Below are 23,414 nucleotides of genomic sequence, written 5' to 3'. Positions count from 1 at the left end.
CGTCAATCGTCCGTTTCGCCGGCCTCGTACAATGCCTCGCGCCCGATACGGTCGAGGCAGAGCTCGGCTGTCCAGGGCAGCATCAGCGAACCGCAGCGGCTGTCACGATAGATCCGCTCCAGCGGCAGTGACCGAAGCATGGCCTGACCGCCGCAGGTGCGGATTGCGAGAGCCGCGAGCTCGTTGGCGCCTTCCATCACCGAATATTGCGCGGCATAGGCACGCAGTACTTGCTCCTTGCTTGGGTTGGCGCGCGCCTCGGTGACGGCCTGGAACCAGATCGCCTTGATCTGCTCGAGCTTGATCTGCATCTGAGCAACTGCAATTTGCTTGGTCGGATACATTCTGCGCTTGACTGGCGGCATGCCGGGCAGCCCGCCGCGCAGATAGCGCACGGTGAAGTCGTAAGCTGCCTGCGCGAGACCCATATAGGTCGGGGACAGCGTCAGAAACATGTGCGGCCAGCGCATCGCGGCCTGAAAGTAGACACCGCGTGGCATCAACGCCGAATCGTGCGGCACAAACACGTCCTTGAACAGGAGCGTCCGCGAGACCGTGCCGCGCATGCCGAGCGGATCCCAGTCGCCGACGACCGAGACGCCTTGCGATGTCGCAGGAGTGGCGAGGTAGAGGGTATTGCGGCGCGAGGCCTTCTCGCCTTCCTCGATCTCGGTGCAGAGCACGCCGTAATAGTCGGCGTGGCCGGAGAGCGACGCAAAGATCTTCTTGCCGTTGACGATCCAGCCGCCCTCGACCGGCCTTGCTTCCGTGCCGAAGGCGACGCCACCTGCCGCCGCTGCACCGCCCTCCGAGAATGGCTGCGAATAGATCGCGCCGTCCTCGACGATGCGCTTGTAGTGGATTGCCCGTCGCCGCTCGTGTTCAGCGCGAGTCCCGGCATCCATGTCGAGATCGTCGGCAAGGGGGCCCGACCACAGGGTCGAGCAGACGTGCATATTCCAGGTGAGCGCCGTTGCGCCGCAATAGCGGCCGATCTCGGCTGCTGCCAGCGCGTACGTCTGGTAGCTCGCGCCGAGACCGCCGTGCTTCTTGGGAACGGCAATGCCGAGCAGACCGACGCGATGCAGGTCGCGATAATTTTCGGACGGAAAGATAGCTTCGCGGTCGTAGGCCGCAGCGCGAGCGGCGAACACGCTCTGGCCGATCTCGCGCGCCCGCGCGATGATGCCGGCCTGCTCGTCGCTCAAGCGGAACGCGACTGGATCGAAGATCGGCGCATCAAGTGCGACCTTATCCGTGGCGCCAATGGTCTTGCTGACTTGCAGGGTCATTGTGCGGTCACCTGTGTTTTGGCCACGACAGCTTCCAAGAACCGACTGAGAGCCGCGTCGAAAGCCTCAGGGCGCTCAAGATTGGCGAGATGGCCGACACCGGCAAGCTCGACATATTCGGCTGAAGGAACGTACGTCGCCGTCTTCGCCATCATCGGGGCGGGGGCGTTGTTATCCCTGGAACCGGACAGCAGCAGCGTCGGTACGGAAATATCCTTGAGGGAGCTACGCTGGTCGAACCCGATCAGGGCCAGCATCATCGCGCGATAGCTTGCTTCTGGCACACTTGCCATGCACTCGCGTGCGAGTTCCATCCCTTCCGGATCGGGATCATCGCCGACCAGCTCTTTCACTAGGGAAGGCGCCAGCGACTTCATGGTTTCGCCCCGATCAAGCGGCCCGAGCCGCGCAGCGATGAACGATTTCTGCCAGTCGCCATCGGCCTTGCCGAAGGCTGGGCTCGTCTGGGCCAGGACGACTGCACGTGCCAGCTGCGGAAACTGGACGAGCCACTTCTGGACGATCATGCCGCCGATCGAATGACCGACCAGAATGGGCTTGGCGACGCCAAGCTGCTCGATGAATTGCTGGAGTGCATCCGCCAAGGCAGCGATACTGACGCTCGCAAGCGGCGCCGAGCCGCCATAGCCAGGCATGTCCCACGCGATCGCATGAAAGCGGTCGCCGAACCTAGCAAGCTGATGCCGCCAGGCCCGCGCCGCGCCGCCGATTCCATGCAGGAAGATCAAAGGTATCGCGCCCGGATCGCCTGCGCTTTCGTAGGCGAAGCGACCGTCCTTTGTTATCATCGGCGCGGGTTGCGACACGTGATATCCTTTTGCTTCGTCTGAGGATGCTAACAGGCCTGCAGGGGATGGGAAGAGATAATTTTATGCTTAAAGCAATTTTCGGGCCGAGCCTCACCGCGCCCCGTTTGAGACGCTTCGTTGCAAAAACTTGAAGGTTAAAATATATCGAGGGGCGACCAATAGATGTCAGGGAGTCAGCGCATGTCCGGATTGCCGCATTCGACGCACGCGCTGGTGACCGGTGGCGGCCGCGGCATAGGTCGCGCGATTGCGGCGGCTTTTGTCGGTGCCGGTGCCACGGTCACGGTGCTGGGCCGGAATGCAGCAACTCTCGATGAGGCGATCAGCGCAGGGGCGGCACATTTCGGCGCTGTCGCCGACGTTTCGGACGAAGCTGCGTTGAAGGCGGCCATCGCCGAAGCGCACGCACGACAACCCATTGATATCCTGATCGCCAACGCCGGCAGCGCTGAATCCGCGCCGTTCTCGAAGTCAGACAGTGCGCTCTTCGCGCGCATGATGGACGTCAACTTCATGGGCGTGGTCCACGCCGTCCGCGCGGTGCTGCCGGGAATGAAGGATCGTCCCTACGGACGCATCGTGGCTATTGCATCAACGGCCGGACTGAAAGGCTATGCCTATGTGAGCGCGTACACTGCCGCCAAGCACGCCGTGATCGGCTTGGTACGTTCGCTTGCCCTTGAGATGGCCGGCAGCAACGTGACCGTGAATGCGGTGTGTCCGGGCTTCACGGACACCGATCTGGTTGCCGGCAGTATCGAAAATATCATGAAGAAGACCAGTCGTAGCCGCGAGCAGGCGGTTGCCGAGCTTGCGAAGCACAATCCGCAGGGGCGTCTGATCGCACCTCAGGAGGTAGCAGACGCCGTGCTTTGGCTGTGCGGCGAGGGCGCGGGCGCGATCACAGGACAGGCGATTGCCGTCGCCGGTGGCGAGATCTAGCGCGCACAGCACGCGCGGAACAAGGAAGCTAAGGAGATCGCATGAGCAGACCAGCCAATCCCGTGACCGTGCCGCTCGCGGACTATTCGCCGGAGCACTTCCTGTTGGCCGTGGTCGATGGGGTTGCCACCGTAACGCTCAATCGTCCCGAGCGGAAGAATCCATTGACGTTCGAGAGCTATCGAGAGCTGACCGATTTTTTCCGAGCCTGTGCGTTCGACGATGCGGTCAAGGTCATTGTCGTCACCGGCGCCGGCGGCAATTTCTCGTCCGGCGGCGACGTGTTCGAGATCATCGGCCCGCTCGTCAAAATGGACACCAAGGGGCTGACCGCCTTTACGCGAATGACGGGTGACCTTGTCAAGGCGATGCGGGCGTGCCCGCAGCCGATCGTGGCGGCAGTCGAGGGCATCTGTGCGGGGGCCGGTGCAATCGTCGCTATGGCCTCCGACATGCGCCTCGCCGCGAGCGGGGCCAAGGTTGCATTCCTGTTCAATAAGGTGGGCCTTGCCGGCTGCGACATGGGTGCGTGCGCGATCCTGCCGCGTATCATCGGACAGTCCCGCGCTTCCGAGCTACTTTATACCGGCCGGTTCATGACCGCTGAGGAGGGGGAACGCTGGGGTTTCTTCAGCCGCATCGTCACGCCGGAGCAGGTGCTGCCCCAGGCGCAGCTGCTGGCCAGGCAAATCGCCGAAGGACCGACCTTCGCCAACACCATGACCAAGCGGATGCTGGCGATGGAATGGGCGATGTCGGTGGAAGAGGCGATCGAAGCGGAGGCTATTGCTCAAGCGCTGTGCATGACGACAGCCGATTTCGGGCGCGCCTTCGAGGCCTTCGCCAACAAGGTCAAGCCGGTCTTCAGGGGCGACTAAATCGGGCCTTGCTATCCACCCAACGGAATGGGGGCTTGCCGCGAAATTATTTTAGGCTTAAAATAGTTTCGTGCCCGGTTGAATTGGCGAGGCTCCCATGAAAGTCGCGATCATCGGTGGTGGACCTGCGGGTCTCTACGCTGCGATCCTGCTCAAGAAGCAGCGACCAAGTGCCGAGATCACGGTGTATGAGCGCAATCGGGCCGACGACACTTTCGGCTTCGGGGTGGTATTCTCGGACGCCACGCTGGACAACTTCGAAAAACATGATCTTCCGAGTTATCGGCGCATCACGCAGGAATTCGCCTATTGGGACGACATCGCCGTGCATTTTCGCGGCGCGGTGCATCGGGTCGGCGGCAACGGTTTCTGCGGCTGCTCAAGGCAGAAACTGCTCCTGATCCTTCAGGAGCGGGCGCGCGAGCTCGGCGTCAAATTGCTTTTCGAAGTGGATATCGACGATGATGCCCGCTTCGCCGACGCCGATCTGATCCTGCTTGCCGACGGCATCAACAGCCGCTTCCGCGAAAAATATGTCGACCACTTCCAGCCGGAAGTCGACGTCCGCAGCAACAAGTTCGCCTGGATGGGCTCGACCAAGCCGCTTGATGCGTTCACCTTCATCTTCCAGGAGACGGAGTGGGGGCCTTTCATCGCCCACGCCTATCAATACGAAGCCGGGCACTCGACCTGGATCTTCGAGACTGATCCGAAGACGTTCGAGCGGGCAGGATTGACCGGGCTGAACGAGACCCAGTCCGCGGCGCGGATGGCCGACATCTTCGGCTGGTTCCTCGACGGGCACCAGCTGCTCACCAACCGCTCGATGTGGCGCAATTTCCCGATGATCCGTAGCAAGCGCTGGGTCAAGGACAACATGGTGCTGCTTGGCGACGCCAAGGCGAGCGCGCATTTCTCCATCGGCTCCGGCACCAAGCTCGCGATGGAAGACGCCATTGCGCTTGCCGAGGCGATGCAGAACGCGCCCAGCATCAAGGCTGCGCTGGAGGTCTATGAGCACGGCCGCCGCGAGGAAGTCGAGAAAACGCAACACGCTGCCGACGTCTCACTGGTGTGGTTCGAGCACGTCGATCGCTTCTGGGATTTTGATCCCGTGCAGTTCGCGTTCGGCGTGATGACGCGGTCGAAGGCGATCACTTATGATAACCTGAAGCTACGCGCTCCGGATTTCGTCGCGGAGGTTGATAAGTCGTTTGCCAAGCAGGTTCGCGACGACGGCTTTGATGTCGATACCAACAAGCCGATGGTACCGCTGTTTCAGCCATTCCGCTTGCGCGAGATGGAGATCGTCAATCGCGCGGTGGTATCGCCGATGTGCATGTATTCGGCCAAGGAAGGCGTGCCGACCGACTTTCATCTGGTGCATTATGGCTCGCGCGCGATCGGTGGCGCCGGCCTGATCTTCACCGAGATGACCTGTGTCAGCCGCGACGCCCGGATCACGCCGGGCTGCGCTGGCCTTTGGAACGACGAGCAAGAGGCGTCTTGGCGACGCATCGTGGATTTCGTCCACGGCAATTCGGCGGCGAAGATCTGCCTGCAGCTGGGCCACGCCGGCCGCAAGGGTGCGACCAAGCTGATGTGGGACGGCATCGACCGGCCGCTGGACGAGGGTGGCTGGGAAGTGTTCTCGGCATCGCCGCTGCCCTATTTCCCCGACAGCCAGGTGCCGCGCGAGCTCGATCGCGCGGGCATGGACGCGGTGAGAGATGTATTCGTTGTGGCGGCCGAGCGCGGCGAGCGCTGCGGCTTCGATATGCTCGAATTGCACTGCGCCCACGGCTATCTGCTCGCGAGCTTCATCTCACCGCTGACGAATACCCGGACGGACGAATACGGCGGCTCGCTGGCGAACCGCTTGCGCTTTCCGCTCGAGGTGTTCGAAGCGTTGCGGGCGGTGTGGCCGTCGCACAAGCCGATGTCGGTACGTATTTCCGCAACCGACTGGGCCGAAGGCGGCATTGACGGTGACAAAGCCGTCGCCATCGCGCGCGCCTTTGCCGAAGCCGGTGTCGATCTCGTCGACGTCTCGACCGGGCAGACCGTGCGCGATGCGCAGCCAATCTACGGGCGCATGTTCCAGACACCATTTTCCGACCAGGTCCGCAACGAGGCCCGCATTGCCACCATGTGCGTCGGCAACATCACGACCGCGGACCAGGCCAATACGATTTTGGCCGCCGGCCGGGCGGATCTCGTTGCGCTGGGGCGGCCGCATCTGGTTGACCCCTTCTTCACCATGAAGGCGGCGGCCTGGTACGGGGCGGACGGCACGTTCTGCCCGCCGCAATATCTACCTGGAAAAGAGCAAATTTTCCGCAACAGCGAGCGCGACCGGCAGGATCTCGAGGAGCTGAGAATTAAGGCTAAGCCCAAGACCCGGGCCGAACTCAAGGCGGAGGCGACAAAGCCGCTTGCGGCGGAGTGACTGCCCATGCGACGTTAACCCCATTGCCTGCGTGTATCGAGTGGAGTTAGGGCGATGAAGGCGATTATCGTCGGTGGCGGTATCGGTGGTCTCACCACGGCATTGATGCTGCGCTCGCGCGGTGTCGGTTGCGAGATTTTCGAGCAGGCCGATACCATCCGAGAACTCGGCGTCGGCATCAACACACTGCCGCATGCCATGCGCGAGCTCGCAGGCCTCGGCCTGTTGCAGAAGCTCGATGACGTCGCAATTCGGACCGACCAACTCTATTACCTCAACCGCCACGGCCAGGAAGTCTGGCGCGAAGCCCGCGGCATCGACGCAGGACACGACGTTCCGCAATTCTCGATTCATCGCGGCCGGCTTCAGGGCGTCATTCATCGCGCTGTCGAGGAGCGGCTCGGGCCCGAGGCGATTCACGCCGGCTCCCGGCTTGGCGCCTTCACGCAGGATGAAGGCGGCGTGACGGCCTATTTCTTCGATCGCGCGGGCGCGCACATTCACACCGCGCGCGGCGATATCCTGATCGGCGCTGACGGCATCCACTCGCGCGTCCGCGAGACGCTGTTCCCGAACGAGGGGCCGCCCTGCTGGAACGGGCTGATGTTGTGGCGCGGGGCGCGCGACTGGCCGCTGTTTCTCACCGGAAAATCGATGATCGTGGCTGGTGGGCTCAATGCCAAGGTGGTGATCTATCCGATTGCCGAGGGATCGAGCCCCGCGAGCCGCCTGACCAATTGGGCCGTGCTTGTGAAGGTCGGCGAGGGCAATGCCCCACCGCCGCGGAAAGAAGACTGGTCGCGGCCGGGCCGGCGTGAAGATCTGATGCCGCATGTCGCGCGCTTTTCCGTGCCCTACATCGACGTGAAGAGCCTGATCTCGGCGACGCCTGAATTCTACGAATATCCGACCTGCGACCGCGATCCCTTGCCCTATTGGTCGTTCGGCCGCGTCACGCTGCTTGGCGATGCCGCGCATCCGATGTATCCGGTCGGCTCGAACGGCGCATCGCAGGCGATCCTCGATGCGCGCTGCCTCGCCGACGCGCTGGTACGTGCCGAGCACCCGCGCCAGGCGCTGCTGGAATACGAGAAGAAGCGCCTGCCGATGACCGCGGATATTGTCCGATCCAACCGGCGCGGCGGTCCCGAGGGCGTCATCGACGCGGTTGAGCAACTTGCGCCTGACGGGTTCGACAATGTCGACAACGTGCTGAGCTATTCCCAGCGCGAGGCGATCGTGCGCGGCTATGCCACCAAAGCCGGCTTCGCCGCGGTGCCTGGCCTCGCGGCAGTGCGCGCTTAAAACCGCCGCTAGCCGCCGGGAGGTGGCGGCAGGAAGTGGATGTTGAACTCGGCGGCCATCGCCACCACGTCCTCCGGCTTCTGTTCCTTCATGTTGTGAAGGCCCCAGAACAGGTCGAAAAGCTTGCGGGTCGGCGAGACCCAGAACAGCACCTTGGCGGTCTGCTCCGACTTGTTGAAGATGCCATGCGGCACGCCCATGCCGAGACGGATCAGGTCGCCCGCGGTCGCCTGCGACTCCGAATTCCCGAGCATGAAGTCGAGCTTACCCTCGAGCATATAGAGGTATTCGTCCTGGTCGGGATGAATGTGCGGCGGCACGAATGTGCCCGGCGGCAGCGTCGCGTGCCAGGAGAAGCTGTGCTCGGCGTAGCTCTTTGGTACGTAGGTCTGGCCGAGGATGTTCCAGGAAATGCCCTGGATGCCCTCATTGGCCCGCGTGATGCCGGTGATTTCGCTTTTCATTGATGTCCTCCCGTAACTTGACGCGCGGCCCTAGTTCGCCGCCTTGCAATCTTTGGCATAGCGATCGCCGTAGTTCTCAAAGACCTTCTGGACGATCTCGGTCTGAAACTTTCCGTCCGGACGCTTGGCGACCTTGGTGAGATAAAAGTCCTGAATCGGATAGCCGTTGGCGTTGAACTTGAAGGAGCCGCGCAGCGAAGTGAAGTCGGCCTTCTTCAACGCGGCCCCAACGGCGTCCTTGTTGGAGAGATCGCCCTTCACCGCCTTGACGGCGCTGTCGATCAGCATCGCGGCATCGTACGCCTGGAAGGCATAGGTGCCGGGCACGCCGTTATAGGCAGCCTCATAGGCGGCAACGAACTTCTTGTTCTGGGGATTGTCGAGATTGGGCGCCCAGTTCGCGCCGCCGAACATGCCGACGGCGGCATCCTGCTGCGCCGGCAGGGTCGATTCATCAACGGTGAAGGCCGAGAGCACCGGAATGCTATCGGCAAGGCCCGCCTGCCGGTATTGCTTCACGAGGTTGACGCCGAGGCCGCCCGGCATGAACGTGAAGAGCGCGTCGGGTTTCTGCGACGAAATCTTGGAAAGCTCCGGCTGAAAGTCCAGCGTGTTCAGCGGCATGTAGGATTCTTCGACGATCTCGCCCTTGTAATCGAGCTTGAAGCCGGCGACCGAATCCTTGCCCGCCTGATAGTTCGGCACCATCAGATACATCCGCTTGTATCCTCGATCCTGCGCCACCTTGCCGAGGATCTCGTGGACCTGATCGTTCTGGTACGACGTCACATAGAAGAACGGATTGCAGTCCTTGCCGGCGAAGGTGGACGGACCGGCATTGGGGCTGATCAGAAAGGTCTTCGATTCCGTGACAGGCCGGTGGATTGCCTGGAGAATATTGGAGAAGATCGGGCCGACCACGAAGTCGACCTTTTCGCGCTCCAGCAGACCCTTGACCTTGGTCACCGCCGCATCCGGCTTGAGCTCGTCGTCGACCACGACGACCTCGACATCCCGGCCGCCCATCTTGCCGCCGAGATCCTTCACCGCGAGCGCAAAGCCGTCGCGCACCTGTTGGCCAAGCGCGGCGGCGGGTCCCGACAGGGTCACGATCACACCCAACTTGATCTTCTCTTGCGCGAGGACAGGGTTCACCGCGGTGCCGAGCAGCAAAGCGGCCGTGGCAAAAATCAATTGGGTCTTCATGATCTGTCCCCGTGACTGTCGGGCTTGCGTCGCAAGCCGTGTAATCCGATCCGAGCTTATGCCGATGATGGCTTCCGCGGCAAGCAAGGCCGCGCGCGTAGCCTCATCGCGGGCAGCATTCATGCAAGCTGCGGGCCAATTATTTGAAGCCTAAAAGAAATTGGCTGCGGTCGATTGTTGCAGCTTTGGACTTGCGGCGACCGCCAATTTATTTGAAGCTCAAAATGTTAGGGAATCCGTGCCGGCGCCAATGCCAGCCGCCAGTGACTGCACCCCAGATGCTCGATTCCGAGACCAAGGCCGTTGAAACGCCGGAGGACCACGCCGAAGAGCTGCGGCTGTGGCTGCGCCTCTTGACCTGCACGACCCTGATCGAGGGCGAGGTCCGCGGCCGGTTGCGGCAGCGCTTTGACGTCACGTTGCCCCGTTTCGATTTGATGGCGCAGCTCGACAAGGCGCCTGACGGCATGACCCTCTCCGATGTCTCCAAGCGCATGATGGTGTCCAACGGCAACGTCACCGGCCTCGTCGAGCGGCTCGTGGAATCCGGCCATCTCGATCGTCGCACGTCCGACACCGACCGTCGGGTTCAGGTGATCCGGCTCACCAAGCTTGGTCGGGCCGATTTTCGCAGAATGGCTGCGGAACACGAGACCTGGATCGCGGATCTCTTCGCCGATCTTTCTCCGAAGGATGTGCGCGAGCTGATGCGGCTGCTGGCCAAGACCAAGGCGTCGGCCCAGAAATCGGCCGGTCGCCGCCGCACCTAGGTCAGCGGGCTTCCGCGCCCACCGACCCCATTTGCCGCAGGAAAAAGCATGGGCTGCCCAAAATCGGCTATTGCGCGAAATTGTTTTAAGCCTAAAATGTTTCCAAGTTAGTGCTGCCGGGTGCTTTCCATGCTGAAAGGAGCGTGCGATGGCCAACGCCGCCAAGGTTCAAGTCTCGGGCTCGCATGACGGCAACGCCGCGACCGCCCATGTCGATACGTTTGCGCGGCAACATCTGCCGCCGCGAGAGCTCTGGCCCGAATTCATCTTCACGCGGCCGGAGCTGCACTATCCGCAGCGATTGAACTGCGTCAGCTATTTCCTCGATCGTTGGGTCGAGCAGGGGCATGGCGATGCGCCCTGCGTCATCAGTCCCGCCGTCAGCTACAGCTATCGCGAGCTGCAAGCGCTCGTGAACCGCATCGCCAATGTGCTGGTCGGCGAGCTCGGTCTGGTGACCGGCGGCCGCGTGCTGCTGCGTTCGGCCAACAATCCGATGATGGTTGCGACCTATCTCGCGGTGATCAAGGCCGGCGGCATCGTCGTCGCCACCATGCCGCTGCTGCGCGCCAAGGAGCTGTCCTATCCGATCCAGAAGGCCGAGATCGCGCTCGCGCTCTGTGACGGGAAGCTTTCCGACGAGATGGAAAAGACGAAAGCGGTCGCGCCCGCTCTCAAGCGGGTCGTGTATTGGGGCGACGGTGCGGCGGACTCGCTCGATGCGTTGATCGCCGACGCAAGTCCCGAGTTCAGGGCGGTCGATACCGCCTCCGACGACATCTGCCTGATCGCCTTCACGTCGGGCACGACCGGCGATCCCAAGGGCACCATACATTTCCATCGGGACATGCTGGCGGTGTGCGACGGCTATGCGCACAATATTTTGCGGGCCGAGCAGAAGGACCGCTTCGTCGGCTCGGCGCCGCTTGCTTTCACCTTCGGTTTCGGCGGCGTGCTGTTCCCGATGCATATCGGCGCTTCCTTCGTTGTGCTGGAGAAGACGACGCCCGACGATATCCTGACGGCGATCGAGCAGTACAAGACCACCGTCTGCTTCACGGCGCCAACGGCGTATCGGGCCATGATCGGCAAGCTCGCAGGCCGCGACATTTCCTCGCTCCGCAAGTGCGTCTCGGCGGGCGAGACGCTGCCCAAGCCGACCTTCGATGCCTGGCTCAAGGCGACCGGCATCAAGCTGATGGACGGCATCGGCGCGACCGAGATGCTGCACATCTTCATCAGCGCGACCGAAGATGAGATCCGCCCTGGGGCGACCGGCAAGCCCGTTCCGGGCTATGAGGCAAAGATCGTCGATGACGCCGGCAATGATGTGCCACCGGGCACGATGGGGCGCCTTGCGGTGCGCGGGCCGACCGGCTGTCGCTATCTCGCTGACGACCGCCAGCGCAAATACGTCCAGAACGGCTGGAACATCACCGGCGACACCTACCTGATGGATACCGACGGCTACTTCTGGTATCAGTCACGCTCCGACGACATGATCGTGTCGGCCGGGTACAATATCGCCGGCACGGATGTCGAGGCGGCGCTGCTCACGCATCCGTCTGTCGTCGAGTGTGGAGTCGTCGGTGCGCCGGACGAGGCGCGCGGAATGATCGTGAAGGCCTATGTGATCGCCGCACCCGGCGTAACGCCGGATGCCCAGCTCGCGGCTGAATTGCAGGAGCATGTCAAGCGCGAGATCGCGCCTTACAAATATCCGCGCGCGATCGAGTTTGTGACGCAATTGCCGAAGACAGAGACCGGCAAGTTGAAGCGCTTTGCCCTGCGGCAACTGGCGCAAGCCGCAGCGACGTCATCGGGCGTCGCGGCAGAATGAGAAAAGGATAGAAAAGTGTCCGGGACGACGCCGAAGGGGCCGCAGGTTGCGGTGCTGCCGACCGCCGCCGAGAATGAAGCTCCTTCTCCGGTGCAAGTGCTTCAGCCGCCCGGCTGGCCGATGCCGAAGGGCTATGCCAACGGCATGGCCGCGGATGGCCGCATCGTCGTGACCGGCGGGGTGATCGGCTGGGATGCCGAGGAGCGTCTGGCGGATGGCTTTGTCGGGCAGGTAGGGCAGACCCTGCGCAATATTGCGGCAATTCTCGCCGAGGCCGGCGCGCGACCCGAGCATCTCGTTCGCTTGACCTGGTACGTCGTCGAGATGGACGAATACATGGCGAACCTGAAGGAGCTCGGAAAGATCTATCGGACGATCTTCGGCGCGCACTATCCTGCGATGGCGCTGGTTCAGGTCGTCCGTCTCGTCGAGAAGGCAGCGCGCGTCGAAATCGAGGCCACCGCCGTCGTTCCGCGCTAAGCTGCGTTCGGCGCTCTACCCTTCGATCCTGACCGCCGATCAGCTTGCCTTGGCAAGCTCGTCGTCCTCAGGCGAGTTCAGATAGACGCCCGACATGGTGTCGACCCAGCATAGATGGTCGTGCACCTTTTTCACGCCATCTACGTTCTCAGCTGCAACGACCGCTGCCTGCCGGGCTCCCTCTTCGGTGATGACGCCACTGAGGTGAACGATGCCATCGCGAACGATGACGTTGAGGCCGAACGGGCACCAGTCGCTCTTCTCCATGGCGTCGATGATGCGGCTGCGAACGTGATCGTCGTCGGCAGTCGGATCCGGCACCTCGCGGGCGAGACCCGCCACCGCCTGCAATAGATTGGCGCGCGACACGATGCCGACGACCTTGTCGCCGCGGACCACCGGCAGCCGTTTCACATTGTTGCGTTCCATGAGATCGACGATCTCGGCGAGTGCGGTATCCTCGGTGATGGTCACGGGCGTGGCGGTCATCACTTCCGAGACCTTGCGACCATGCTCATGGACGAAGTCGCTCGCCGACTTGCCGGGACCGAGGATGAATTTCAGCCAACGCCCGCGTTTGCGTCCGGTGCCGATTTCGCTGCGGCGGATGAAGTCGCCTTCTGAAACGATGCCGACGAGCTTGCCCGCTTCGTCGACCACGGTGAGACCGCTGACATGCCGCTGCAGCATGATGTTCGCCGCCTCGACAATGCTGGCGTCGGGGGTAACCGAGATGACCGACCGGGTCATGATCTGGTGGGCGCGCATGGTGGAACTCCGCAGGTGTGGACAATTTCGATAGGCAAAATCTAGTGCAGGCGGCAAGGCGCGGTTTGACCCAGGTCAAGCGGGGAAGGCCGGTCGTGCCTTGTGATTGGCATGCGAAATTGATGCAGCTCAAACGCGTACGAACCGCGTGGCCATATCCTGCTGCCGACGAAGAACAGAACCGCGCAGGAATATTGAGCCATGAGCGTCGTACCGATCGTTCCGCGGACCCAAGAGCCGGCGGCGCTGGCGCCCTCCGTCCAGCGCATTGCTCCCTCTACGACAACCACCAAAAGGCTTGCCAACAATCCAGCCGCGAATCCCGAGCCGGCGTCGGAACCATATCCTCTCGATCGCGCATTCCATGCGATGCTGGCGCGCTTCACGAGCGGGATTTCGCCGGTGGCTCTGTCGCTTGCCTGGCTCGATTGGAGTGCGCATCTGGCCGCGGCGCCGCAGCGCCAGACGGAGATAGCGCGCAACGTCCTTCGCGACACCGGCCGGTTGCTGGAAGCTGTCGCACACGCGACCTCTCCGGAGCAAAAGCCATGGTCGGTGATCCAGCCGCAGGGGCGAGATCGCCGCTTCAGGGACTCACAATGGGAGACCGCGCCGTTCAATCTGCTTGCGCAGGCATTTCTGCTTGGCGAGCGCTGGTGGCACGACGCGGCGATCGGCGTGCGGGGTGTTTCGCGTGCAAATGAAGCCATTGTCGAGTTCTCGGTGCGCCAGATGCTCGACATGCTGGCGCCGTCGAATTTCGCCGTGACCAATCCGGAGGTGCTGGGGAAGGCGTTCAGGAGCGGCGGAGAGAATTTTGTCTTCGGTTGGCAGAACTGGTGCAGCGACTTGATGCGCCTGCTCTCTGCCGCAAAGCCGGCCGGCGATGAGCAGTTCGTCGTCGGCAAGACGGTTGCGGCTTCACCTGGCAAGGTCGTCTACCGCAACGAGCTGATCGAACTGATCCAGTACCAGCCGACGACCGCAAAAGTGCGGCCGGAGCCGATCCTGATCGTGCCGGCCTGGATCATGAAATACTACATCCTCGACCTGTCGCCCCAGAATTCGCTGGTCAGGTATCTTACCGGTCAGGGTTTTACTGTGTTCATGATCTCCTGGCGTAATCCGGATGCGAAGGACCGGAACGTCGCTTTCGATGACTATCGCAAGCTGGGCGTGATGGTCGCTCTGGGTGCGGTCGGCCGGATCATGCCCGCTCGGAAGATACATGGGCTCGGCTATTGTTTGGGTGGTACCTTGCTATCGATCGCCGCCGCCGCGATGGCGCGCGATGGCGACAACCGTCTCGGCACGATCACGCTCCTCGCCGCGCAGACCGACTTCACCGAGGCCGGCGAGCTGACGCTTTTCATCAACGAGAGCCAGGTCTCCTTCCTCGAAGACGTCATGTGGGAGCGCGGCTATCTCGATACGACGCAGATGGCGGGCGCATTCCAGCTCCTGCGCTCGAACGATCTGATCTGGTCGCGGCTGTCGCACGACTATCTGATGGGGGAGTCGGCGCCGCCGAGCGACCTGATGGCCTGGAACGCCGACGCCACGCGGCTGCCCTATCGCATGCACTCCGAGTATCTACGCAAGCTGTTTCTCAACAATGATCTGGCCGAGGGCCGCTATCGCGTCGAAGACAGGGGTATCTCCCTCTCCGACATCCATGCGCCGACTTTCGTGGTCGGCACGCTGGCCGATCACGTGGCGCCGTGGCGGTCGGTCTACAAGATCCACTATCAGGTCGACGCCGACGTGACGTTCCTGTTGACCAGCGGCGGCCACAATGCCGGCGTCGTCGCGCCGCCCGACGAGCCCGGACACAGCTATCAGGTGATGATCAAGGCCGCGGACGCGCCCTATGTCGGCCCGGACGAATGGCTGAAGCTGGCACCGCATGTTGAGGGGGCGTGGTGGCCGGAATGGGCCGGATGGCTCGCCTCCCGCTCTGGTGAGTTCGGAGGTCCACCGCCGATCGGGTTTGGAGACGTTGACGGCCTGCCCGACGCGCCGGGAGACTACGTCCATAGCTAGTCCCCAGGTTCCGAATTCGGCGCGAGATCGGAGGAACGGAAGGGCTTGGCCTTTCCCAGTCTTCGGTAGGCCGTCGAGGCGATTTGCAGCAGCTTCTTTTCGCGCTTGCGGTTGAGGAAACGGGCGCCGGCCTCGAGGCCGGCTCCGTTCAATGATGCCGCCAGCGCTTGGCCTCGCGCGTCATCGTTCAGCTGTCCGAGCGATCGTTGCGCCTTGCGCAATTGCTTGAGGATGGACTTCTGCTTCGTCAGCGACCTGTCGGTGAACAGATCCTCCAGCGACTCGATCGAATAGGTCATTCTCTTGTTGAGAAGCCGCAGCTTGTGCCGCTTCTTGACGTTGAGCTGGCTGAGCTTCCGAGCCTTCTTGAGCAACGTCTTTTCCCATCCGGCCAGCTGCGCAGTGGCGTGGTCGGCGAGCGAGCAGCGGCGAAGTCGGATGGCCTCCTTGCTGCGCCTGGTCGACCAGGGCCCGCTCTCGATCCAGGCCGAGGTCTGCTCGACCAGGCGGCGATATCGCGCCGATTGCAGCGCGCGCGCCAGCAGGCGATGACTCTCGGCGCGCTTCTCGTCCCAATGCTGGAGCTCGGCAATCACGGCGAGCTCGTCGCCGCTCTCGGCAACGACGCGTTCAATCGCCACGTCGAGGTCCCGTACCATGCCGAGCTGGCTGTTCAGCCACTTCAGTTCTCTCCAGACCTCCGGCCGCAGCGCGTCGCCGACCATCGGCGTAAAGAAGCGAATGGCGGTCCGCAGATGTGTCAGCGCGATCCTGATCTGGTGCAGCGCGTCCGGATCGCCACGGCAGGTGCCCTCATGTTGGGCGAGGACGGCGTCGAGGTGACGGCGAGCGATGATCCGAAAGGCGGTGTCACAGGCCATGCCGGCGCTCAGCCGGCCGGGCAGGGCATTGCGTCTCGTCGCGGGCCTGGCGCGAGCGATCGCTGTCGGGGTCGTGGTGGGTCGCGACTTCCTTGCCCGCGTCAATCAAGATTGCCTTATTTGCCCTCAGCGATCGCGTCCCGGCAGCTCCAGAGCGTCTGCTCTGGTGTCCCGGATGCATCGATGGTCGCCCAACCAACATGGCCGATATTATAGTGCTCCTGCAGCGCGGCAACCTCTTGCGTGGCGTCGGATGCGTCCCCGTGACGGCTTCCGATTCGTGCTTGCCGCGTCGCCAGGTCCGCAACCAGAAATAGGCCGCTCAGAGGCGCGTTACATTCCCGGGCCAGTGCTGAGAACGCGTCTCGTTCGAAATCGCGGGCAAATACGCCGTCGACGATCGCCGAATGGCCCTGGCCTAGAACGCGTCGGGCGTGTTGGGCCAATGTCTCGTAAACGCGCTCCGTCACTTCGGGCTGATATGCCGATGTTGGCAGCTGGTCGGTATCCTTGACCCCGAACATCTGCTTGCGGACGACGTCGCTCCGCAGCACGACAGCCCCGGGTGCCGGCGTCACGGCGGGCGCGAGCGCACGAGCCAAAACCGTCTTTCCGGTACCTGACAGTCCGCCGACGGCAATCAAGCGAGGGGAGGGCGGATGGATGAGCGCCCGGGCAAGGTCAAAATAGCGCCGCGACTCGTCAAGGATGCCGGGATCGTCGGACTGCGGCTTTCGCCGTGCCAGTGCCACCTGGGCGCGGATCGCTGCGCGAATGGACATGAACAGCGGCAGGGCGCTGAGCGCATCGAGATTTTCGACGGGCGTACCAGCGAGATATTGGTTCAGGACGACATTGGCCGCCAGCGGCTGGGCGTGGCATAGCAAGTCCATCAGCGTGAACGCAAGATCGTAGAGCACGTCGACCGTTGCTATCCGTGCATCGAACTCGATGGCGTCGAACAGCACGGGCTGCCGGTCGATCAGCACGATATTGGCAAGATGCAGGTCGCCATGGCAGCGGCGCACGAAGCCTCGACGGCTGCGCTCATCGAGCAAAGCGCGGACGCGTTTGAATGCCTCGTGGGAGGCTTTGCCCAGCTGTCCGATCTCCGCCGTCGCCAAATGCTTGCCTTTCCGCAAGCCATTGGTGTTGCCATCGATCAGGGCCGGGATGGAGGAAGCCCAAGCCTCACCCGACGTCTCATCCGAAGTCTCGCCGGAAGCCCATGTCTTCTCGTCGCGGGGCGCCGCAGCATGGGAGGCCGCGATCGCGCGCGCAACGGCCGAGGCAAGGTCCGCGTCCAGCAGGCCAGCCTTGGCCAGATGATCCAGCGTCCGGTTTTCGTCGAAGCGCGACATGTCGACGGCATACTCGATCGGCCGGCCATGTCCGTCGACCCTTATCGATCCGTCCGGCTCCTCGGTGATCGCCGCGACGCGATGATAGATCTGCGGCGCCAGGGGCCTGTTGATCCGGATCTCTTCCTCGCAAGCCGCCTTGCGCTTCTCGAGGGTCGAATAGTCGAGGAACGGAAACCGGACCGCCCGCTTGATCTTCAGCGCGCGGGTCCCCTCGAGAAAAACTGAAGCCGCGTGCGTATCGATCCTTGTCACGCCGGGATGCGCGCAGAGCGCTGTGAAGATGCGGTCCTGGATAGCCGTTTCGTCTGCCATCGAAGCTGGGTGTCCCGAGATGCGGTCAGGGTTTGAGCACGGCTGCGCCGAGAATCTGTCCGTTCCGCAGCATGCCCAGGACTTGATTAGCCTGGTCGAGCGGGAATGCGGTCGTCTCGGTGTGCACGCCGGCTTGCGCGGCGATTCTGAAAAAATCGAGACCGTCCTGCCGGGTGAGATTGGCGACCGAGAGCAACTGCCGTTCCTGCCAGAGCAGATCGTACGGAAAGCTCGGGATGTCGCTCATATGGATGCCGGCGCATACCACGCGGCCGCCCTTGCGCACGGCGCGCAGCGCGGCCGGCACGAGCTCGCCAGCGGGAGCGTAGATAATGGCGGCGTCGAGCGGCTTGTCCGGCATGTCGTCCGAAGCGCCCGCCCAGACTGCCCCGAGCCGGCGGGCGAGGTCCTGTGCGGCCGTATCGCCGCGTCGTGTGAACGCGTGGACCGATCGCCCCTGCCAAGCCGCGACCTGGGCGATGATATGGCCGGCGGCGCCGAAGCCGTAGATGCCTAGCCTGTCGGCCTGGCCGGCCAGGACCAGCGAACGCCAGCCGATCAGGCCTGCACATAGCAGAGGGGCAAGGGCCACGTCGTCCTCGGATTCGCCGAGCGGGAACGCGTAGTGGGCATCGGCGATCGTGTGCGTGGCATAGCCACCGTCCCGCGTGTAGCCGGTGAAGAGCGGCCTGTCGCAGAGATTCTCCATGCCTTCCCGGCAAAACCGGCAGTCTCCGCAGGTGAACCCGAGCCAGGGAATGCCGACCCGGTCACCCGGCGCATGCGTTGTGACATTTGGGCCGATGAGATCGATGCGGCCGACGATTTCATGGCCTGGTACGATTGGATAGCGGATGTCGGGCAGTTCGGCGTCGACGACGTGAAGATCGGTCCGGCAGACGCCGCAAGCGCTGACCCTCACCCGGATCTGGCCTTCGCCGGGGAAGGGATCGGGGCGCTCCTCCATTCGGAGCCGCGCTCGCGGGCCAGCCAACACCATCGCACGCATCAGTCTCTCCGGGGCCGACCGTTCCGATCGAACTACTAATAGAATGGCAGTGCGGCCACTCCTTGATTTTCATCAATGCCCGCCTGTGTCCGGCCGGAAGGTTCCCCCGGCGGCTTGACGAGGATCAAGCGTCCCGACGAAAGGCAGCCTATTTTGGCGGCCGAGGAGAATCTCGATGCCCATCAAGGACGTCTTTCTGCCACTTGTCGGCCAGCCTCGCGGACCGGCGCTTGCCGCGATCGAAAGATGCGTGGCCGTCGCCGCCGACCTCGGTGCCAGGATCACCGCGCTGGCGCTGGAGGAAGATGTTTTTGTGCGGCCGAAGGTAGTGGTTCCAGGCGGTCGCGATTCTGCCGAGCTCGAAGGCGTGCGCGAGGTGAGCGATATGCAGCAGCTCCTGAATGCGTTCACCAATGCCGCCTCCCGCACGGGCATTCGCGCCCAAAGCCGATCGGGCAAGGTTCCGGCCGACCAGATCGCATCGACCTTGGCCGAGTATGCGTGCTTCAGCGATCTCATCCTTATCCCCGTGAGGCCGCACGACAGCCAAACAGAGAATATCGTCGAAACGTTCCTGTTCGAATCCGGCCGGCCGCTGCTGCTCTGTCCGGAGCAGCAGGTGGACAATCTGCGGGCGGAATTTGAGAACGTCGTGATCGCCTGGGATCACTCCGCACGTGCGGCACGCGCGGTCGGCGACGCGTTGCCGATCCTCCAGGCGGCCGCCTCGGTGCGTGTGATCACGGTGGCGGACGACAAGACCGATGCGATCATGCAATCCGGAGCGAATCTCGTCGATCATCTGAGGGAACACGGCGTCCACGCGTCCTTCGAAACGGTGAAGGGCAGCGGCAGCTCGACCGGCAAGGTGCTCGGGAGCTGGGCTCATTCCCACGCCATCGACGCCATCATCCTGGGGGCCTACCACCATTCGCGCCTCAACGAGATCGTCTGGGGCGGCGTGACCAAGACCGTCATCGGCCAGCCACCGTGCTGGGTTATGATGTCGCACTAACTGTGTTAGCTCGATATCCGGGCCAGCTTCGCGACTGTCGGACCCGCCGCCGATCGGACGATTGCAATCATGTCGACCTACCGCCTGAAAAACCTGCTGTCGCCTAGGTCAGTCGCGCTCGTCGGTGCGAGCCCTCGTCAGGGGTCAGTAGGGCGCGCCGTTCTAGAGAACATTCGAAGCGCCGAATTCAAGGGAGCATTCGGCCTGGTGAATGCACGCCATTCCGAGATCTGCGGCGTGGCAGCGGTGAGCAGCCTGGACAAGCTGCCGTTCGTGCCCGAGCTCGTTGTCATTACGGCGCCGGCTGCCGCGGTTCCCGGCATCATTGATCAGGCCGGGCGTAGCGGCTCGGCGGGAGCTCTGATTGTCTCGGCCGGGCTCGGTCACGGAGCGGGATCTCTGCACGAGGCCGCAATGACTGCCGCGCGGAAATATGGCATGCGGCTGATTGGCCCGAACTGCCTCGGCATCATGATGCCGGGCGTGAGCCTCAACGCCAGTTTCGCCGCGCATATGCCTGGGGCGGGAAACCTGGCGCTGATCTCACAATCGGGCGCGATTGCCGCCGGCATGGTGGATTGGGCTGCGCAGCGCGGCGTCGGCTTTTCCGGCATCATGTCGATTGGCGACCAGATCGACGTCGACATTGCCGACCTGCTGGACTATTTCGCAATGGATCATAAGACCCGTGCGATCCTGCTCTATATCGAGGCCATCAAGGACGCGCGGAAGTTCATGTCGGCGGCGCGCGCGGCGGCTCGCGTAAAGCCCGTCGTCGTCGTGAAGTCCGGCCGCATGGCGCAGGGCGCGAAGGCGGCCGCCACGCACACGGGCGCGCTCGCGGGTGCAGATGCCGTCTATGACGCGGCGTTCCGCCGCGCCGGTGTCCTGCGGGTGTCCGATCTTCGCGAGCTGTTCGACTGCGCTGAAACACTCGGCCGCGTCGAATCGCCGGCGGGGAAGCGTCTTGCGATCCTGACCAACGGCGGTGGCATCGGCGTCTTGGCTATCGACCGTTTGGTGGAGCTTGGCGGTATTCCTGCATCCATTACTGCGGACGTGCGTCAAAATCTCGATGCGGTATTGCCGCCGACCTGGTCCGGCGCAAATCCTGTCGACATCGTCGGCGATGCGGATGCATCGCGCTATGCGGCGGCGCTGGAAGTGTTGCTTGCCGATCCCGGCAATGACGCCGTCCTGGTCCTCAACGTGCAGACCGCGATCGCCTCGGCCGCCGATATCGCGACCACGGTGACGGAGCTCGTCGGCAAATATCGCGAGCAGCAGCGCCGATGGATGAAGCCCGTGCTCGCCTCCTGGATCGGAGCCGACCAGAACATCATCGAAACGCTGTCCGGCGCCGGCATCCCGAATTATCCGACCGAAGACGACGCGGTGCGCGGCTTCATGTATCTCGTGAGGCACCGCGAGGTCGTCGAGGAGCTGAGCCAGGTTCCTCCCGCGATGCCCGACACGTTCGTGCCTGATGCCCGGGCTGCCAGGCAGATTGTTACGACTGCGATCGCCGACGGCCGCGAATGGCTCGAACCCGTCGAGATCAAGCTCCTGCTGGAATCCTATGACATCGCAATGGTTCCGACCTATGCCGCGACCGATGTCGAGCAGGCGGTGGCTTATGCGAACGAAATGTTCGCGCAAGGCGCAACAGTGGTGCTGAAGATCATGTCGCGCGACATCGTCCACAAGTCCGATGTCGGCGGCGTCGTTCTCAACCTGACCACGCCGGCTGCCGTGCGCGCCGCTGCGTCCGACATTCTGGCGCGGGCGAAGAAGCTGCGTCCGGAGGCTCGTATTGGCGGCGTCATCGTGCAGGCGATGGTCGTCAAGGCGAAGGCACGCGAGTTGATCCTGGGTCTCGCCGACGATCCGACCTTCGGTACCGTCGTCGTGTTCGGCCGGGGCGGGACGGCGGTGGAGATCATCAACGACAAGGCGCTGGCGTTGCCGCCACTCGATTTGCAGCTCGCCCGCGACCTGATCGACCGCACGCGCGTCTCGCGGCTGCTGCCTGCCTACCGGGACGTGCCCGCGGTCAAGCAGGACGCCGTCGCGATGGTGCTGGTCAAGCTCGCTCAGATGGCGGCCGACATCCCCGAGATCCGGGAGTTCGACATCAACCCGCTGCTGGCGGATGAAACCGGCGTGACGGCAGTCGATGCACGGGTCGCGGTAGGGCCGCCGGAGCGGAAGTTCGTAGGCTCTGGTCCCGCCAATTTCGCCGTTCGTGCCTACCCGTCGCAGTGGGAGCGCCACATGGAGCTCAAGGAAGGCCGGCGCATTTTCGTGCGGCCCCTACGCCCGGATGACGAGCCCACCATCCACGAATTCCTGCGTCACGTGACGCCCCACGACCTCCGCCTGCGCTTCTTCGCACCGATGAAGGAGTTCACTCACGAATTTATCGCGCGCCTAACCCAGCTCGACTATGCACGCGCGATGGCCTTCGTCGCATTCGACGAAGCAGCTAACGAGATGGTGGGCGTGGTCCGGCTCCATTCGGACTCGATCTACGAGACCGGCGAATACGCTATTCTGCTGCGCTCCGACCTCAAGGGCAGGGGACTCGGATGGGCGCTGATGCAGTTGATCATCGACTATGCGAGGTCGGAAGGCCTGAAGACCATATCGGGCGACGTGCTCAAGGAAAATATCGTGATGCTCGCCATGTGCCGGCAACTCGGCTTCGAGGTGAAGCCGGATCCGACCGAACCCGACATTTGCGACGTCAGGCTGAAACTCTGAGTGCCGCCGGCTACGAGCGCGCTTCAGCCGTCGTTGCCGCGTCGGCCTTCTTGGCCGACTTCCCCAGGCTCTTGACGATGATCGCGATCAGCGGCACCAGCACTGGCAGGATCGTGCTGAGCGGATGATGAATCGCGCCGGTCATCTGGGTCTGGAGCGCACGGGCCTCAAGTTGCAGGGCTTCGACCGACGCGCCGTGAATTTCATCGGCGAGTTCGATGTCGCGGCCCGACGGGGGACGTCCGGCGACAACGAACAGGATCGCCGCAATGGCGAAATTGATCGCACCGAGAACGGCGGCCGCCGCGATCGCACTCCAGATCTGGACCAGCGCGAAATAGGCCGATAGCTCCAGCATCACAAGTCCGAATGCGGCGATCAGCGCCGCGAAAGCGCGCAGGCCCAGCCCGACTAGCAGGTGGCGCAGCCTGATGTCCGCGATGATCTTGTCCGTGCGCCACAGCACGCGCAGATGCCTGACGACATTCTCGGCGTTCACTTAGTGCCTCCTCAGCATGAAGCCTACGACAACACCGAGCGCGAAAGCGGAGGCAAGCGAGGCGACCGGGCGCCCCGTGACGAGGTCATGGAGCTGCTCCTGCTCCTCGCCGACGGTCTCGCCGAGTTCGGCAAGCGCGGCCTTGATCTGCTCGGCGAGCGCCTCGGCGCGGTCCTTCGATCCATCGAGCATCTCCTCGCCGGCGGTGTTCAGCAGGCGTCTGACGTCGACCTTCAGCGCCTTCAGTTCGTCGCTCATTCTGCCGGTATCGAACATTGCGGTCTCCATTGAATGGCGAAAGCCT

The 23,414-nt window shown here is 63.2% G+C and carries 20 protein-coding genes; 10 read left to right on the top strand and 10 right to left on the bottom strand.

The window, feature by feature from the left end:
- Positions 1-2: 2 nt before the first annotated feature.
- Positions 3-1,292 carry an acyl-CoA dehydrogenase family protein gene (locus tag GWG65_RS20370; protein WP_275197326.1) on the bottom strand — a complete coding sequence of 430 codons (1,290 nt, stop codon included), beginning with the start codon at positions 1,290-1,292 and terminating at the stop codon, positions 3-5.
- On the bottom strand, positions 1,289-2,119 hold the full coding sequence (locus GWG65_RS20365) for an alpha/beta hydrolase (protein WP_275197325.1): 831 nt from the start codon (positions 2,117-2,119) through the stop codon (positions 1,289-1,291). Before GWG65_RS20365 ends, GWG65_RS20370 begins: the two co-directional genes overlap by 4 nt.
- Before the next feature lie 183 nt (positions 2,120-2,302).
- On the opposite strand from GWG65_RS20365, the gene GWG65_RS20360 reads away from it, so the two are divergent.
- From GWG65_RS20360 to GWG65_RS20345, 4 genes are all read left to right on the top strand, one after another.
- A complete protein-coding gene (locus GWG65_RS20360) occupies positions 2,303-3,064 on the top strand; it encodes an SDR family oxidoreductase (RefSeq protein WP_275197324.1) in 762 nt (253 codons plus the stop codon).
- A gap of 41 nt (positions 3,065-3,105) precedes the next feature.
- Positions 3,106-3,942 carry an enoyl-CoA hydratase family protein gene (locus GWG65_RS20355; RefSeq protein ID WP_275197323.1) on the top strand — a complete coding sequence of 279 codons (837 nt, stop codon included), beginning with the start codon at positions 3,106-3,108 and terminating at the stop codon, positions 3,940-3,942.
- A gap of 97 nt (positions 3,943-4,039) precedes the next feature.
- A complete protein-coding gene (locus GWG65_RS20350) occupies positions 4,040-6,391 on the top strand; it encodes a bifunctional salicylyl-CoA 5-hydroxylase/oxidoreductase (protein ID WP_275197322.1) in 2,352 nt (783 codons plus the stop codon).
- 54 nt (positions 6,392-6,445) lie between these two features.
- A complete protein-coding gene (locus tag GWG65_RS20345; protein ID WP_275197321.1) occupies positions 6,446-7,696 on the top strand; it encodes a flavin-dependent oxidoreductase in 1,251 nt (416 codons plus the stop codon).
- Between the two features lie 8 nt (positions 7,697-7,704).
- Here the strand turns inward: GWG65_RS20345 and GWG65_RS20340 are convergent, their stop codons facing one another.
- On the bottom strand, positions 7,705-8,160 hold the full coding sequence (locus GWG65_RS20340) for a cupin domain-containing protein (RefSeq protein ID WP_275197320.1): 456 nt from the start codon (positions 8,158-8,160) through the stop codon (positions 7,705-7,707).
- Between the two features lie 30 nt (positions 8,161-8,190).
- On the bottom strand, positions 8,191-9,366 hold the full coding sequence (locus GWG65_RS20335; protein WP_275197319.1) for an ABC transporter substrate-binding protein: 1,176 nt from the start codon (positions 9,364-9,366) through the stop codon (positions 8,191-8,193).
- 278 nt (positions 9,367-9,644) lie between these two features.
- On the opposite strand from GWG65_RS20335, the gene GWG65_RS20330 reads away from it, so the two are divergent.
- The 3 genes from GWG65_RS20330 to GWG65_RS20320 all read left to right on the top strand — a co-directional run bounded on the left by GWG65_RS20330 (position 9,645) and on the right by GWG65_RS20320 (position 12,456).
- A complete protein-coding gene (locus GWG65_RS20330; RefSeq protein WP_275197418.1) occupies positions 9,645-10,136 on the top strand; it encodes a MarR family transcriptional regulator in 492 nt (163 codons plus the stop codon).
- 148 nt (positions 10,137-10,284) lie between these two features.
- Positions 10,285-11,976 carry a benzoate-CoA ligase family protein gene (locus tag GWG65_RS20325; RefSeq protein ID WP_275197318.1) on the top strand — a complete coding sequence of 564 codons (1,692 nt, stop codon included), beginning with the start codon at positions 10,285-10,287 and terminating at the stop codon, positions 11,974-11,976.
- Positions 11,977-11,991: 15 nt separating this feature from the next.
- Positions 11,992-12,456 carry a RidA family protein gene (locus tag GWG65_RS20320; protein WP_275197317.1) on the top strand — a complete coding sequence of 155 codons (465 nt, stop codon included), beginning with the start codon at positions 11,992-11,994 and terminating at the stop codon, positions 12,454-12,456.
- A 39-nt stretch (positions 12,457-12,495) separates the two neighbouring features.
- Here the strand turns inward: GWG65_RS20320 and GWG65_RS20315 are convergent, their stop codons facing one another.
- Positions 12,496-13,224, bottom strand: coding sequence for a CBS domain-containing protein (locus GWG65_RS20315; RefSeq protein WP_275197316.1), 729 nt, complete (start codon positions 13,222-13,224; stop codon positions 12,496-12,498).
- 201 nt (positions 13,225-13,425) lie between these two features.
- On the opposite strand from GWG65_RS20315, the gene GWG65_RS20310 reads away from it, so the two are divergent.
- Positions 13,426-15,267, top strand: a complete 1,842-nt coding sequence (locus tag GWG65_RS20310; protein WP_275197315.1) for an alpha/beta fold hydrolase — start codon at positions 13,426-13,428, stop codon at positions 15,265-15,267.
- Here GWG65_RS20310 and GWG65_RS20305 read toward each other — a convergent pair.
- The 3 genes from GWG65_RS20305 to GWG65_RS20295 form a co-directional block, all read right to left on the bottom strand.
- Positions 15,264-16,148, bottom strand: a complete 885-nt coding sequence (locus GWG65_RS20305; RefSeq protein WP_275197314.1) for a CHAD domain-containing protein — start codon at positions 16,146-16,148, stop codon at positions 15,264-15,266. The genes GWG65_RS20310 and GWG65_RS20305 overlap by 4 nt on opposite strands.
- A 116-nt stretch (positions 16,149-16,264) precedes the next feature.
- Positions 16,265-17,824: a bifunctional aminoglycoside phosphotransferase/ATP-binding protein gene (locus GWG65_RS20300; RefSeq protein WP_275197313.1), complete on the bottom strand. Its 1,560-nt coding sequence runs from the start codon at positions 17,822-17,824 to the stop codon at positions 16,265-16,267.
- A 25-nt stretch (positions 17,825-17,849) separates the two neighbouring features.
- Positions 17,850-18,833, bottom strand: a complete 984-nt coding sequence (locus GWG65_RS20295; RefSeq protein WP_275197312.1) for a zinc-dependent alcohol dehydrogenase family protein — start codon at positions 18,831-18,833, stop codon at positions 17,850-17,852.
- Between the two features lie 175 nt (positions 18,834-19,008).
- On the opposite strand from GWG65_RS20295, the gene GWG65_RS20290 reads away from it, so the two are divergent.
- Together GWG65_RS20290 and GWG65_RS20285 are read left to right on the top strand one after the other, a co-directional pair.
- A complete protein-coding gene (locus tag GWG65_RS20290; protein ID WP_275197311.1) occupies positions 19,009-19,848 on the top strand; it encodes a universal stress protein in 840 nt (279 codons plus the stop codon).
- A gap of 69 nt (positions 19,849-19,917) precedes the next feature.
- Positions 19,918-22,611 (top strand): bifunctional acetate--CoA ligase family protein/GNAT family N-acetyltransferase, encoded by a 2,694-nt coding sequence (locus GWG65_RS20285; RefSeq protein ID WP_275197310.1) that lies wholly within the window; start codon positions 19,918-19,920, stop codon positions 22,609-22,611.
- Between the two features lie 10 nt (positions 22,612-22,621).
- On the opposite strand, the gene GWG65_RS20280 is transcribed toward GWG65_RS20285, so the two are convergent.
- Both GWG65_RS20280 and GWG65_RS20275 read right to left on the bottom strand, forming a co-directional pair.
- Positions 22,622-23,110, bottom strand: coding sequence for a phage holin family protein (locus GWG65_RS20280; RefSeq protein ID WP_275197309.1), 489 nt, complete (start codon positions 23,108-23,110; stop codon positions 22,622-22,624).
- On the bottom strand, positions 23,111-23,386 hold the full coding sequence (locus GWG65_RS20275) for a hypothetical protein (RefSeq protein ID WP_275197308.1): 276 nt from the start codon (positions 23,384-23,386) through the stop codon (positions 23,111-23,113). It lies immediately after the preceding gene.
- Positions 23,387-23,414 lie beyond the last annotated feature (28 nt).

The sequence above is a fragment of the Bradyrhizobium sp. CSA207 genome, assembly GCF_029051685.1.
Lineage (GTDB): Bacteria > Pseudomonadota > Alphaproteobacteria > Rhizobiales > Xanthobacteraceae > Bradyrhizobium.
The sequence above is the reverse complement of the archived record's forward strand: the minus strand, read 5'-3'. Positions and strand labels throughout refer to the sequence as shown.